Here is a 13127-nt window from a genome sequence, read left to right as displayed (position 1 = left end):
CCCGATTAGTTGACAGGCCTGGCCTGCGAGTCCGCAGGGAACGGCGACCCCCCGCATCGAAGCCCCCGTCGCCCTCCTGCGCACCGGTACAGAGCAGCCCATCGCCTTCCCCGAGACCTGCCCGCAGTGCGGCTCCGGTATCGACACCTCCGAGCAGCGCTGGCGCTGTGAACGCGGCCGCGACTGCCACCTGGTCGCCTCCGTCTCCTACGCCGTAGGCCGCGATCAGTTCGACATCGAGGGCTACCGCGGGCCGCGCTCAGTAATCGATGGCGGCGCGGTCTGGAACCTGAATCACCGGGTTGTGCGTCGTATCGGGCACGTCATGCATGGCTGCGGGGCGGGGACGGTTCCAAGGCTGATGGGTGGGACGTGGTGGGACGAGCGAACAGTTGTGTGACGCCGACGGCGAAGACCGCACCGCACCGGCGGTGGCTGCTTCACGTCGACCGGTGGTGGGGCAAGAACACGCAAGGCCGGTCACCCTGGGCGCGTGGCCGTGTTCTCGCGTCGCTCGCGGTTCTGGTCGCCGGGCTGCAGGCATTCCACTCTGCCGTGCCCAACACCGTGGGCCGCTTTGGTAGCCTGCTGGAGACGTTTCTGCCCTGGCTCGGCCTGCCCGTTCTGTTGATGCTCGGCCTGGCGCTGCTTCGCCGCTCGGCCACCGCGCTGGTCGCCCTGTTGTTGCCCGCAGCCGTCTGGGCGAACCTCTTCGGCGGGTTGCTCCTCGACGAGGACTGCGGCGTACCCGACATCATGGCGGTCCAGCACAACGTCAGTGACGAGAACACCGACCCCGTGGGAACAGCGCGCGCCCTGATCAGGTCCGCACCGGATCTCATCGCTCTTCAAGAACTGACACCCTCCGCAGCGCCGCTCTACGAGACAGTGCTGGCATCGGACTACCCTCACCACGCGGTCCGGGGAACTGTCGGACTCTGGTCGAAGTACCCGCTGGCAGACGTCCGGTCGTTGGACATCAAGCCAGAGGGGATCGGGGACGACTGGAGTCGTGGGCTGCGCTCCAGCGCACAGACGCCGTGGGGCGACATCGCGGTGTACGTGGCCCACCTGCCCTCGGTCCGTGTCCGAATGAGCGGTTTCAGCTCCGGCCGGCGGGACGAAAGCGCCGGATTGCTGGGCGCGGCCATCGCCGCCGAGGAGCTGGACGAAGTGATCCTGCTGGGTGACCTCAACAGCACGGTGGACGACCGTGGACTGGCCCCGGTCACCTCGCAGATGAATTCCGCACGGCGAGGCTTCGCCTTCAGCTGGCCTGCAGCCTTCCCCTTGTCCCGGATCGACCACGTCCTGACTCGCTCGGCGACCGTCACGGGCATCCGGACCCTGCCGGCCACCGGCAGCGACCACCTGCCGATCGCCGCCGGCATCAAGCTCGGACCGTGATTGGCTCTGCTCACGAGTTTCGAGTTTCGACAGCGGTTGTTCAGCGCATTGGGTTCTGGCTCGCTTTCCGTGAAGGCGGCACGCTGGGTGACGGCTGACGCCCGGATCAACCTCCCGAAGTTTGCCTGAACGCCGCTCGGCTATCAGGGCAGTTACGGCATTTTCAGCGCCTACATCAGGAAGAAGCGCACCTCGCCCCGCCCGGTCACCGCACAGCCGCCAGCACCCCGCGTGGTGACCAAGTGGATCCTCAGCCGCCCAGAATCCCTGTCCGAGACAGAACAACTCCGGCTCAAAGCAGTCCTGGCCAACTGCCCCGAACTCGAAGCCCTCACCGGACACGTCCGACCCTTCGCTCAGATGCTCACCGAGCGCCAGGGCGAACGGCTCCCCGCATGGCTCGACGCCGTCCGCAAGGACGACCTGCCCAGCCTCCACACGCTAGCCGCAGGGATTGACCGCGACCGCGAGGCCGTCATCGCGGGCCTGACCCTGCCCTGGAACTCGGGCGTCGTTGAAGGGCACGTCAACCGGATCAAGATGCTCAAGCGCCAGATGTTCGGCCGCGCAGGCTTCGCGCTCCTTCGCAAGCGAGTCCTCCTTGCGTAACAGCCTGGCCGAGCATCGCGAAGATCCAGTGTCTGGCCGTGGATGTCGCGCGAGTGCCAGGATGCGTGTCGGAGCGCAGACGGATGTGGAGGAAACGCATGCGCGCGTTGTTGGCAATGCGTAAGCGGAGTACACGAACGCCATCGAGTCCGTCAATGCCCGCATCCGCAAGGTCGTGCGAGCCCGGGGCCACTTCCCGACCGAGGCCGCCTCCCTCAAGTGTGTCTACGTGGCACTGATGAGCCTGGACCCCACCGGGAAGGGCCGCAAGAGGTGGACCATGCGCTGGAAGGCGCCGTTGAACGCCTTCCAGATCGCCCTTGAGGGCCGCCTCACCACCAGCACTCACTGACCAGTTCAACTACGTGCAGGCGGCCTTTGCACCATCGGCATGCGCTCCCGGGCCAGCCTGCGGCCGTCCGACGTCCTGGCGCGTCATCACAGGGCAAGGCGGAGTGGAAGAGCTGGCCGGGGGCTTGGCCGGCGCCGGGGGTCACTCGTTTGGAGGGTGAGCGGAAGCCGGCCTGTACCTGAACGTCTTTACCCAGGAACATTTCTGTACAGGGCATTTGTAGCGTGATGGCCCTTGTCTGTGGTCCGGGTCGTGGGCCGGTTGTCGTTTCGTCGCAGATGGGAGGGGTCTCGTTTGGTGGTGCGGGTGGACGGCAGCCCGGCGAGGCTGGGGACGTGCAGTGCTTGGTGGCACACGGCTCAGCGAGGGGCCTTGGGGTGGGCGGGCCGGTGGGGCCTGGTCGGTGATGCGGCCGAGACACGGAGGCTGGCGGGTACAGCGCCGGGACGGATGGCGGGGTTTGTCGCCCCTTCGGCCTCGGCGGCGGAGGTGGAACTGCTGGCCTGCTGGGGGGCATTTATCACGCTGGTGGACGACGTCTTCGACCGGGACCTGCAGCACGCTTCACCTGCCGAGGTCCGCGCCGTGCTGCAACCTTTGGTCGCGGTGGTCGCGGGCGCCGGTACGGGGACGGCGCCCGCAGCTGCCGCCCTCGAGGACCTCTGGCAGCGCACGGCCGTCGGGACTGTGCCGGACTGGCGCAGGCGGTTTGCCGCCTCCTACGCGTCGTTCGCCGAAGCGACGTGCGAGGAGGCGCGGTGGCGCGAGACGGGATACATGCCTTCGGTGCAGGAGTACGTCCGGCTGCGCCGCCGCACGATCACGGTGGCACCGCTGCTGTTGGTGGCGCAGCGGTGCCTGAGCGCGTGGCCGGACGCGGAGGGCCTGCACGACATCTGTGCCGATGTCGTCGCCTGGACGAACGACTTGTTCGATGCCGGGTCGGAGCAAGCCGGGCAGGTGGGGCTGGTCGATGTCCTGGCGCGGGAGCGGGGAGTCGACCGCGGTGAGGCAGCGGAGACCGCCCGCGCGATGATCGAGGAGCGGCTCGACGACTTCGACGGGCTCGCCGGGCAGTTGGCGGCTGGATGGTGCGTTGAGGGTGCCCGCTCGCGGGTCGAGACTGTCCGCACGTTCCTGGACGGCGCTGTCGCGTGGCAGTACGAGAGCCGCCGCTACCGCGCCACCCTGCCCTCGCAGCGGGTGTCGGAGGGGGTGCGGGCGGACCCGGTGGAGACGGCTGTCGTCCGGCTGGAGCGCCGGCTGGCGCTGGTGGTGGCACCAGGCGGAGCGGTGCCGGACCGGTGCGCGAGCCGCGTCCTGGAAACGGCGTTGTTCCTGGCCCTGCTCCGCACGCGCGGCACGCACCGAGACGAGCAGAGACAGCTGGCCTCCTATCTGGAACGGCGACGCGGTGATGCCGACCTGCTCGATGCCCTGCTGATCGATGCCTGCCTGCGCCCTCACACGCTGCCGGCCGACGCCGCCGACGCAGCAGTTGATTGTGTGGCCGGTGAGTCGGTCCACGGGGTGGGAGGTCGTGGCCGGCTCAAGCGCAGCATGCTGCACGCGGTGCTGCACGTGCTGGGCGGCCTGCGGCTGAACGCCCAGGACACCCCGGATCCCGCCCCCACCAACGCGCTGTCCACCTTCAGCACGATCCACCTCTTGGCCGTCCGCGTCTTCTACGCCCAGGTCACCGGATACCCGCACACCGTCTCCACCGGCGAACGCTTCCAGCTCGCCGACCTCCTGGACGACGATCAGGGACGGCTGTTGTGGGAGGCCAGCGCGGCCACCGAACTGCTCGGACTCAATGCCCTGCAGTCCTACCGGCCGGGCCACCCGGTGATCGACCGGGCCATCACCGGCCTGTTGCACGCCCGCGACAGCGATGGCGGGATGCCGTTCCTCGACAGTCAGGACGTATGGCTGTCAGCCGTGGGCGGTCTGGCCTTCCTCGGTCGGCCCGCGCTGCGGCGTTACACCGCCCGGATGGGCGAGTTCGTCGCAGCCTGGCAGGCCGCCGACGGTGGCTGGCCCTTCGCCAGTGGTGTCCGTCAGACCGACGTCGACACCGCCGCCCGCTGCATGGAGTTCCTCCAGGCTCTCGACGCGGACCGCTACCGCCACCATCTCGACCGGGGCGCTGCGTACCTCGCCGTTACGGCCGGCCCCGACGGCGGGTTCCCCACCTGGCTGGAGGGCGACGACCCCGACCTCGACATGACCGCGGGCGCCGTCATCGCCCTGGCCACCCGCGGGCCGAGCTGCACCCGGCTCGTCACCGCGGCCACACGCTTCATCGTCGACGCCCAGCGTCCCGACGGCACTTGGACCCCGAGCTGGACCCTCAGCGAGTCCAGCGTCATCCTGCGCGCCGTCGACGCACTTCAGGCCGCACGCGGCACCCCTGGCATCGACTCTGTGCGGCTCACCGCCGCGATCACCCGCGCGGCGGCACGTCTCACCGCAACCCAGCAACCCGACGGAGGCTGGGGCCACACACCGGACAACGCCAGCGACGCCCTCTCCACCGCGCAGGCCATCCCCGTCACCGCCCGCTATGGCCCACCCCACGTCACCCCCGCTGCAACTGCCTATCTGCTGTCCCAGCAAGACGAGACCGGCCGCTTCCCCGCCCCGCCCGACCAGGTGGGACCCCGCCCTATGCCATTCGACTTCCCCGTCGTCGCCGACCTCCACACACTCGCAGCCCTGACACGCGTCCGATTCGTCCAGCGCCAGCGGCGGGCTGCGTAACCACGTGCGGCAGTCCCCGTACCGGGTGACCAGCCAGGCCTGCCCATCCGGCATCTTCCTGCGCGAGACCGGTGTCCGCCGGTGGCGCGCAGCTGGGGCGGCACCGATGATGTGATGAGCACTCATGCGTGTGTGATGCCCTGCTCCACCGGTGCTGGGACGAACAGCGGGGCAGATTGACCGGATCACTGAGTGAGCCGGGTCGCCCCGCTCGCGGCTAGAAGATCACTGAAAATCTCGGTTCTGGCCTCGCGCGCACTGGTGTGGGGCCAGACTGCTGTGTGTGCAGGGGGAATGGGCTGGGGAGACGGTCGGGCCGGATGCGTGGGAGACCTGTCGGGAGCTGATCCCGGCCGGGAGTGTGTTCGCGTTCCTGGCCGAGCATCGCGAAGTGCTGTTCCCCGGGTCGATGTTCGCGGACATGTACCCCTCGACGAACGGGCGGCCGTCGATGCCGCCGCAGGTGCTGGCCGCGACGGTGGTGCTGCAGAGCCTGCACGGGCTCTCGGACTTCGAGACGGTGCAGGAACTGCGCTGTGACCTGCGGTGGAAGGCGGCGTGCGGGCTGGGGTTGTATGACACCGCGTTCGACCCGTCGCTGCTGACGTACTTCCGCCGCCGACTGCAGCGCTCGGGTGACCCGAACCGGCTGTTCGCCAAGGTCAGGGAGGTCGTCACGGCCACCGGTGTCCTCAAGGGCCGGCAGCGGCGGGCGCTGGACTCCACCGTGCTGGACGACGCGGTCGCCACCCAGGACACCGTCACCCAGCTCATCGCCGCGATCCGCCGGGTCATCCGCGAGGTCCCCGATGCCGAGCAGGTTGCTGCGGCGTGGTGCACCGCGCACGACTACGCCGACCCGGGCAAGCCCCGCATCGCCTGGAACGACCAGGCCGCCCGTGAGGCACTAGTCGACGCCCTGGTCACCGACGCGCTGAACCTGCTCGGCCGCCTGCCCGAGCAGCAGTTGGGCGAGGCCGCGGCGAACGCCGTCGGGCTGCTGGCCCTGGTCGCGGGCCAGGACGTGGAGCCGGCCGAGGAATCCGACGGCCGCGACGGGCGCTGGCGCATCACCCGCGGGACCGCCCGCGACCGCACGGTCTCCACCGTCGACCCCGAGGCGCGGCACATTCACAAGAACCGCACCCGCCACCAGGAGGGCTTCCGCGCCCACGTGGCCTTCGAACCCGAGGCCGGGCTGTTCACCGAGGTCGCCCTGACCGCCGGCAGCGGGGCCGACAACCACGAGGCCGCCATCGCCCGCGACCTCCTCGCCGACGAGGAAGCACCGCTCACCGTCCTGGGCGATGCCGCCTACGGCACCGGCGACCTGCGCGAACACCTCCAGGCCCAGGGCCACGACCCGGTCCTCAAGCCACCGCCGCTGAAACCGGCCGTCCCCAGCGGCTTCACCGCCGACGAGTTCACCGTCGACACCGAGAAGGGCGAGGTCACCTGCCCCGCCGGACACACCGCCGCGCTCGGCCGACCGCTGGCGAACGGCTCCCGGCAGGCCCAGTTCAAGAAGCTGTGCGCCGACTGCCCGCTCAAGGACCGCTGCACCCGCTCCAAAACCGGCCGGGTCTTCACCGTCCACGCCAAGTACGACCTGCTCAAGGCCGCCCGTGACCAGGCCGCCACCGACCCCGACTGGCAGGCCGAGTACCGCCGCTGGCGACCACCGGTGGAGCGCGCCATCGCCTGGCTCGTCGCCAAGGGCAGCCGCCGCGTCCCCTACCGGGGCGTCATCAAGAACGACACCTGGCTCCACCACCGCGCCGCCGCCCTCAACCTTCGCCGCCTGATTAACCTCGGACTCACCCGCACCACCGGCACCTGGACGCTCACGACAGCGCACGCATAAGGCAAGGGGCCGCCCGGCCCACCACCGGACAGCCCCACGCACAAGATTTTCAGCAGTCTTCTAGGGCCCGCTGACCGTCGAGGACCACGCCGGCAGAGGTTTCGGCGGCTTACAACGCCGCTGCTCCGACGGAATTCATCCGAGGCATACCACGGCCCCGCAGCTTGCCGCAGTCCTTCTCAGAGGTCGGGTCGGCTGGGGGCGGGTGGTTTACCGAGGCCGCGGCATCCGCGTCATGCGCCTGCTGCGAAATCCGTCCGTCCCTTCCCCAGGGGCTGTTCCTGGCGGCCCGGTGGCTGCCGGACGAGGCGTCGAGTGGGGTGCGGGCGCCTGGCCTTTTGCTACTCGCCGGTGCAGGCAGCGGGGCGGGTGTCGAGCCGGCGGTGGGGGCCGACGAGGTCCACGTCCCAGTAGCGGTTGTGGTAGCCGATGCCGATGGCCGCGATGTCGGCGCTCATCAAGTCCTTGTAGAAGGCGTTGTGCGGGTCTGGGTCGGTGGCCATGTCGGCGAAGTATCCGTCGTGGTTGTAGCCGTAGAACATGTACTCGGCGATGTAGTTCGAGAAGATGCCGGCGTCCGAGAGCCGGGTGCGCAGGTCGCGGCCGTCGCTCCCGACAGAGGTGAGCTTGCCCATCCGGGACATGTCCTGCGTGTGGCTGCGCGCCACGTTGGACGCCTGGTCGGAGACCAGTAGCCCGGGCAGGTCCTTCGCCTTCCGCGTCTTGTTCACTTCGCACACGATCCAGTCCACGTTGGGGTAGTACTCCCGTGCGGCTTCCGCAGTGGTCGTGGCTGGCGCGGCGGGCGGAGTGGGCGCCGCGGAGGCGGTCGGAGCGATGGCCGTGAGCGTGGCCGTCAGGGCGCATACGGCAACGGCGATGCGCCGCGCGCGCCGCCGGGGGTGAGATGTGGTCATACCCTGCCAACGCACTCCTCAGGAAGAGGTTGCGCCGCGGTCCCGCGTTTGCAGTACGCCGACTTTGCCACCGGGCTGCCGCGACCGATCGAGGAACGCGTCGACCCAGACCCCCAGATGCGGTTGCAGTACCCGCGGCGACGAACGGCTCACCGCCGCCTGCGAGGACGTGAGCAGGGGGCGGTGAGCCACATGGCGCTGGTCCGGCGAACCACTGGAGCCGGAGCCCGGTGATTCAGCTGCTCAGCCGACCGTCGGCAGAGCCCTGCGTGGGGGAACGGCGTTCAGCATCTCCTGCGCCACTGGTTCCCCGCTGTCCGCGTCGACGAAGCTGACGCGGATCACGGGATCACCGGGGGTGTCGCGGCTGGCGGTGGCGTCCAGGGCGAAGACCACGGACACCGGTTGTGCGCTCTCCCGTGTCCGGTACACACCCGAGTACAGGAGGATGCGCCAGCCGCCCTGCTCCCAGTGGTCCAGCAGACCCGACCGGACCACCGGGGAGGCGGTCTGCCAGGCGAGGGAGCGCTCCAGCAGTTCCACGCTGGCGGCGACGGGCACGCGGTCTGCCGGCTCGCTGCCGAAGAGCGGATGCCCGCAGACTCGTAGCCTCAGTCGGCGCAGGGGAAGCAGCCACCACCGGTCGAGATCGACCGAGAGCGCCACCAGTACGAACACGGCGACGGCCAGAAACACGAGCGATCCGCCGGGCTGTTCGGTGATCGTGGACCACCAGGCGCCGTTCGCCGCCGCTGTCGCGCCGCCTGCGAGGACCACCGTGGCGCGCGCGAACGCGCGCCAAGTGATCGGGGTGTCCTCGTTCGCCGAACAGCCGCAGGAGGACTCCGGGGCCAGCGCCCGGCCGTAACCGAGATAGCCGAGGAATCCGGCCCCGAGGACGGCGGTGGCCGTGCCCGGCACCGGGTTCGCGGGTAGGGCCAGCAGCCCTACGGCGACCAGGAGTTCGACTGCGCCGACGGCACGCAGCACCAGTGCCGCCCGCTCGCTGCTGCGCAGTATGCGGGCCAGCGCCGTCTTGGGTGCCTGGCGCACGGTGTCACGGTTGAAGAGCTTGACCGAGCCGGTCCACCCCAGTAGGCCCGCAAGGACCAGCGGTACCAGGCCCGTTGTCAGTGAGAGCATCTTTGCCTCATCCTTCTCCCTCCTGTGATGCGGACGTCAGTGCCCGACGGAGACACGGACGATGTCCACGGAGTCGTCGGACGGCCGCCAGGCCCCGAGCACCTGGGCTCTCTGTCCGATACGCAGCCGGGACAGGTCCGAGGTGAGCGCGCGGCCCGCGTAGGAGGCGTTCGTCGTGTCCGGGAGGACGTGGCCGATGAATTCGTGCTGTCCGTGGGAGAGGTGCAGTCGGTTCTTCGCGATGCCGCGGATCTGGGTGTCGATGTTCACGATGTTCACCCACACCGCGTCGGCGGCGACGGTACCGTCCGGCATCGGGACGCCACGCGCGTAGAGCCCGTCACCGATCTCGATCTCGGCGGCGGTGGTGGGCCGGACCTTCCACACGCTGGTGGCGTTGGTCATCTGGACCCGGGAGTGGTCGCCGTAGGATCCCCCGACCTGAAGCACACTGCCGGTGATGCCGGTGATCCGACCCTCCACGAAGGACGATGTGGGGATCGCCGGGTCGAGCGACGGCTCGGAGGCGAAGGCCGCGTCGGCGTCGATACCGCCGAGGGCGGTCGCGCCGACGATGGTTGCGCCGCTGAGGGCGGCCGTGGTGAGAAAGCGTCGGCGGCCCAGCCCGCCGTTGTTGTTGTTCTGACGGTACGTCACGTCAAATGCCTCCTCACTCGTAGATGTAGACCGGCAGCTTGCCGGAGCTGAGGCTGCCGATGGCCGAGAAGGCGGCCGGGGTCAGGTCCAGGACCCGGTTGGTGCGGCAGGCGCCGTTGCAGCAGGTGGCCTCGCCGCACCAGCTCTTGGTGCGCGGTCCGCAGTCGGTGATCGTGATGCAGACGGTTGCGCCGGAGCACTGGTGCCTGACGTTCATCACGGCGCCGCAGCCGCGTCTGGGGATGTTCTCGCCGCACAGGTCGGGCCGGGTGATGTCCCAGCATGCCTGTGACGCGTTGGGCCAGGCGCCGTGATTCGCGCTGGACCGGCAGTTGCCGCAGGCGCCGCCACCTGCGCTGCCGCACGGACCCCACGCGGATCCGCAACAGAACCAGCTCGTTTCACCGGCCCACAGGCTGGTCGATCCGCAAGCCATCGTGCCGCCTCCCTCTGGCTGATGTCGTGCTCATGACAAATTGCCTTGAAGGTTGTTGCGCACACAGCACTCCCATGATGCGTGCGTCTACGCGCGTTGGCCAGAAGGCCGTTGAAGAACTGTTGATCCGAACGGCCGACAGGGCCGGCCCCTCCGTGAGGGGCCGGCCCCGTCTCTGTGTCTGTACTGCCTGCGGTGCGCCTCGCTCCGGGTCTCGCCCGCACCGTGGCGGCCACCGCCCAGATCACGTTCCGATTACCTCGCGGAGATCGGCCCTTGTGCTCCAGGTCACGCCAGCGTAGATCCGTGTCACGCCAGCGAACGAAATGTTTGCTGAAATCGAATCAGGTGTTTTCTCATGACCGAGCGACCGGACCCTGACGACTCCGCGACCAGCACCGACGCCGGAACCCTGGCGGACGAGGCGCTCGGCGCCCGCATCCGCGAGTACCGCGTGATGCGGCGCATGTCACTGCGGGCACTGGGTGAAGCAGCCCAGGCCAGTCGGGTTCCTCAGCCGGCTGGAGCGCGGACAGGCCAATGCCGGCATCGGTATGCTGCGCCGCATCGGGGCAGCGCTGGCTCTCAACGTGGCGGACCTGTTCGACCAGAACAGCACGACTGGGCACCGCGTGGTGCGGCGCAGCGAGTTGACCGACGCTCCACATCGCACCCGGCAGGCGGAAGTTCCTGATCTCGCAGCGGTCATTCGGACATCTCGAGGTGTACGCAGGCGAGTTCAACACGGGATCGGGTGGCCGACGGTGCGACCGCCGGCCACCCCATGGTCCCGTGTTACTCCGTGGCGATCGGGCCCAGGTACTCCAGGGTCCAGGTCTCCTGGAATTCGGGCTTCGGTTGGGTGAGTTCGATCTGGGCGCCGCGGTGTCCGGCGCGCAGGCTGAGGCCCTTGTCCGAAAGGATCTTGACTCCGCCGATGACCCGTTCGAAGGTGAACTTTGCCCACTCGGTGCGCGACACGCTGTTGACCCAGAGCTTGTCCTCGGGGACGACGAGGCCTGCGGCGGGGTGGTAGGCGAGGTGGATCACGTACGGTGACGCGGATTCGGGCTCTTGCCCGGCCTCGAGGTGGTCGATGACCCACTCCTGCTCGATCGGGAGCGGGTTGAAGCGGTCGGTGATGACGGGGGCACCGTGCTTGACGGCGTACTCGGTGGCGGTCAGCACGCTGGTGGGACCGATGATGTGGGCGTGGATCTTGTACTTGCCGGGCTTGACCGGGATCGGAGTCATGGGCGGGACTTCCTCTCTCACGGAGGGCGTCGAGGGATGGTTGGGCGTTACCGGACAGATCTCCCACATCGAGGCACAGTCAGCTACCGCAAGAGGGCCAGATGCGGCTAACCGGATTACGGAGTGCACTGTTCGGGGGACAGTTGCGAACGCGGTGGCCTGGAGCCGGCCTGCCACTGGCGCAGTCGGCCTGTACCTCCAGCGGTCTTCTCAGCACCCGCAGCAGGTGATCCTCCGCGTCGACGGGAAGCCCAGGGCGACCGCGGGCAAGTCCGCGTTGTCGATGGCGGCTGGAAGGCTGAACGGCATGAACGGCGACGATGAGCAGCTGCTGCGCGGCTGCGTGTATGCGATGTGCCGGTTTGGCGCCAGTGGGTGGGTGTCAGTGGCAGCATGTCAGAGGGCGTTTGGCTGGCTCACGCCGTAGCGTTGGCATGAACTCGGCGGACGATGACGTTCCGCTGCGGGTTGGGCGGTTCCAGCAAATCGAGTCGTGGAGCGCCGCGGCGCCGATGCCGAGGCCTGGCCAAGCCCGTCGGCGTCGGGGGAGCGCTGGTCGCGCTGCTGCCGTACTGCGCGATCTGCACTGGGTTCTACGGGGCGTTCGGCTACTTCGCGCGGAACGCCCTGGCCGACCTCACCGGTGTGACAGTTCCCTGGCCGCTGTGGGCGCTGGCCGCGGTGGCCGTCGTCGGGTGCCTCGGCTGGCCAGGTGTTCGGCGCCGGCGCCGGCGGGATGTTCGTGCTCGTCCTCGGCGCGTTCATCGGCTTCGAGGGCACCGCGATCTACTCGGAGGAGGCGCGGGAGCCGAAGCGGACGATCCCTCGCGCGACCTACCTGGCCGTCGCCTTCCTTGCCCTGTTCTACAGCCACCTGGGGAGGTCGAGGATCGGGGCGTTGCGGTGATGACGTACGAGCCCCCGCCGACTACGGAGCCGGGGCCGATGAGGTAGCCGCCGCTGCGGAGCCTGGGCCCTCGGTCCCGGGTCCGCGGGCAGGGCGCCCACCGGAGATGCTGCACGATGGTGCACCTCGTGGTGCGCGGAGGTCCTTCGCTTCGCGGAGGGCGTCGGCGCGGGCAAGGGGGTCTTGGAACTCATCGGCAACGACGTCGCCGCGTTCTGTGACGACCTGGTCAAGGACTCACGCACCTATGCGGACGTCTACCGGGAATCCATCAGCCGGGAGCCCGGCACGACCGAGACGTAACACCGCCGCCCCATGCCAGCGGGCGTAACCCGCACGCGCGGTTCGTTCACCTCGGCGCAGCGCGATGAGACGCGGGCCGACCGGCCACCAGAAGCCGTCGCAGATCCCGTCCACCGAGGTGGTCGAGCAGGCCGGCGAGACCTGGCTCAGCCACGCCAACGCCGGCAACGCCCCCGGAAAGCAGGTCTCCGGCGGCTGGCCGCTCGACACCATTCCCCAGGACGACGCGCCTGACGCGTAGGCACGGACGATCACTCAATCCGAGTTCCGAAACAGCACCTGAACAGGCAATCAGGTCCAAGAGCCAGCGATCCACGCGGCAAGGCCCGGAGGAGTCGAACCAGGCACACTCACACAACCAGGTGGAACATGGCAAACAACAGCGCTTCCTCAACCGATTCGAAGTGGACCGGCATGGTGCCGGTCGACGAAACGGCCCTGGCCGTCACCGACACCGGCGGTTCCGGCATCCCCGTGGTCTACCTCAACGGCCAGTTAAGATTGGGTGTGTAAGG

11 protein-coding genes and 4 pseudogenes are annotated in these 13127 nt (G+C 69.0%); 10 read left to right on the top strand and 5 right to left on the bottom strand.

The window, feature by feature from the left end:
• Window positions 1-37 precede the first annotated feature (37 nt).
• The 6 genes and pseudogenes from ABD858_RS00075 to ABD858_RS00050 all read left to right on the top strand — a co-directional run.
• Window positions 38-292, top strand: a pseudogene (locus ABD858_RS00075) (NAD-dependent DNA ligase LigA); the annotation flags it as partial.
• A 143-nt stretch (window positions 293-435) separates the two neighbouring features.
• Entirely contained in the window at window positions 436-1407 is a 972-nt protein-coding gene (locus ABD858_RS00070; protein ID WP_425586296.1) for an endonuclease/exonuclease/phosphatase family protein, read from the top strand.
• A 132-nt stretch (window positions 1408-1539) separates the two neighbouring features.
• Window positions 1540-2016, top strand: a pseudogene (locus ABD858_RS00065) (ISL3 family transposase); the annotation flags it as partial.
• A gap of 133 nt (window positions 2017-2149) precedes the next feature.
• Window positions 2150-2368, top strand: a pseudogene (locus tag ABD858_RS00060) (transposase); the annotation flags it as partial.
• 450 nt (window positions 2369-2818) lie between these two features.
• On the top strand, window positions 2819-5131 hold the full coding sequence (locus ABD858_RS00055; protein ID WP_345033593.1) for a terpene synthase family protein: 2313 nt from the start codon (window positions 2819-2821) through the stop codon (window positions 5129-5131).
• 283 nt (window positions 5132-5414) lie between these two features.
• Window positions 5415-6995 carry an IS1182 family transposase gene (locus ABD858_RS00050; protein WP_345033590.1) on the top strand — a complete coding sequence of 527 codons (1581 nt, stop codon included), beginning with the start codon at window positions 5415-5417 and terminating at the stop codon, window positions 6993-6995.
• A 341-nt stretch (window positions 6996-7336) separates the two neighbouring features.
• Here the strand turns inward: ABD858_RS00050 and ABD858_RS00045 are convergent, their stop codons facing one another.
• The 5 genes from ABD858_RS00045 to ABD858_RS00025 form a co-directional block, all read right to left on the bottom strand.
• Window positions 7337-7912 (bottom strand): CAP domain-containing protein, encoded by a 576-nt coding sequence (locus tag ABD858_RS00045; protein ID WP_345033587.1) that lies wholly within the window; start codon window positions 7910-7912, stop codon window positions 7337-7339.
• Window positions 7913-8155: 243 nt separating this feature from the next.
• Window positions 8156-9055 (bottom strand): MauE/DoxX family redox-associated membrane protein, encoded by a 900-nt coding sequence (locus ABD858_RS00040; protein WP_345033586.1) that lies wholly within the window; start codon window positions 9053-9055, stop codon window positions 8156-8158.
• A gap of 36 nt (window positions 9056-9091) precedes the next feature.
• A complete protein-coding gene (locus tag ABD858_RS00035; protein ID WP_345033585.1) occupies window positions 9092-9712 on the bottom strand; it encodes a cell wall protein in 621 nt (206 codons plus the stop codon).
• A gap of 13 nt (window positions 9713-9725) precedes the next feature.
• Entirely contained in the window at window positions 9726-9929 is a 204-nt protein-coding gene (locus ABD858_RS00030; RefSeq protein ID WP_345033584.1) for an RlpA-like double-psi beta-barrel domain-containing protein, read from the bottom strand.
• Between the two features lie 1014 nt (window positions 9930-10943).
• Window positions 10944-11402: a hypothetical protein gene (locus ABD858_RS00025; protein WP_345033583.1), complete on the bottom strand. Its 459-nt coding sequence runs from the start codon at window positions 11400-11402 to the stop codon at window positions 10944-10946.
• Between the two features lie 712 nt (window positions 11403-12114).
• On the opposite strand from ABD858_RS00025, the gene ABD858_RS00020 reads away from it, so the two are divergent.
• The 4 genes and pseudogenes from ABD858_RS00020 (at window position 12115) to ABD858_RS00005 (ending at window position 13125) form a co-directional block, all read left to right on the top strand.
• Entirely contained in the window at window positions 12115-12309 is a 195-nt protein-coding gene (locus ABD858_RS00020; RefSeq protein WP_345033581.1) for an amino acid permease, read from the top strand.
• A 150-nt stretch (window positions 12310-12459) separates the two neighbouring features.
• Window positions 12460-12612: pseudogene (locus ABD858_RS00015) on the top strand (DUF1048 domain-containing protein); the annotation flags it as partial.
• A gap of 64 nt (window positions 12613-12676) precedes the next feature.
• Window positions 12677-12853, top strand: a complete 177-nt coding sequence (locus ABD858_RS00010) for a hypothetical protein (protein WP_345033580.1) — start codon at window positions 12677-12679, stop codon at window positions 12851-12853.
• A gap of 128 nt (window positions 12854-12981) precedes the next feature.
• Window positions 12982-13125 (top strand): hypothetical protein, encoded by a 144-nt coding sequence (locus ABD858_RS00005; RefSeq protein ID WP_345033579.1) that lies wholly within the window; start codon window positions 12982-12984, stop codon window positions 13123-13125.
• Window positions 13126-13127: the final 2 nt, after the last annotated feature.

Origin of the sequence: Streptomyces sannanensis, assembly GCF_039536205.1 — a bacterium.
Taxonomy (GTDB): Bacteria; Actinomycetota; Actinomycetes; order Streptomycetales; family Streptomycetaceae; genus Streptomyces; species Streptomyces sannanensis.
This window is presented reverse-complemented; position numbering and strand designations above follow the sequence as displayed.

Coding starts and splice junctions, on each gene's coding strand:
- ABD858_RS00045 (WP_345033587.1), bottom strand. CDS start 7,912: ATGACCACATCTCACCCCCGGCGGCGCGCGCGGCGCATCGCCGTTGCC.
- ABD858_RS00030 (WP_345033584.1), bottom strand. CDS start 9,929: ATGAACGTCAGGCACCAGTGCTCCGGCGCAACCGTCTGCATCACGATC.
- ABD858_RS00025 (WP_345033583.1), bottom strand. CDS start 11,402: ATGACTCCGATCCCGGTCAAGCCCGGCAAGTACAAGATCCACGCCCAC.
- ABD858_RS00005 (WP_345033579.1), top strand. CDS start 12,982: ATGGCAAACAACAGCGCTTCCTCAACCGATTCGAAGTGGACCGGCATG.
- ABD858_RS00010 (WP_345033580.1), top strand. CDS start 12,677: ATGAGACGCGGGCCGACCGGCCACCAGAAGCCGTCGCAGATCCCGTCC.
- ABD858_RS00055 (WP_345033593.1), top strand. CDS start 2,819: ATGGCGGGGTTTGTCGCCCCTTCGGCCTCGGCGGCGGAGGTGGAACTG.
- ABD858_RS00040 (WP_345033586.1), bottom strand. CDS start 9,055: ATGCTCTCACTGACAACGGGCCTGGTACCGCTGGTCCTTGCGGGCCTA.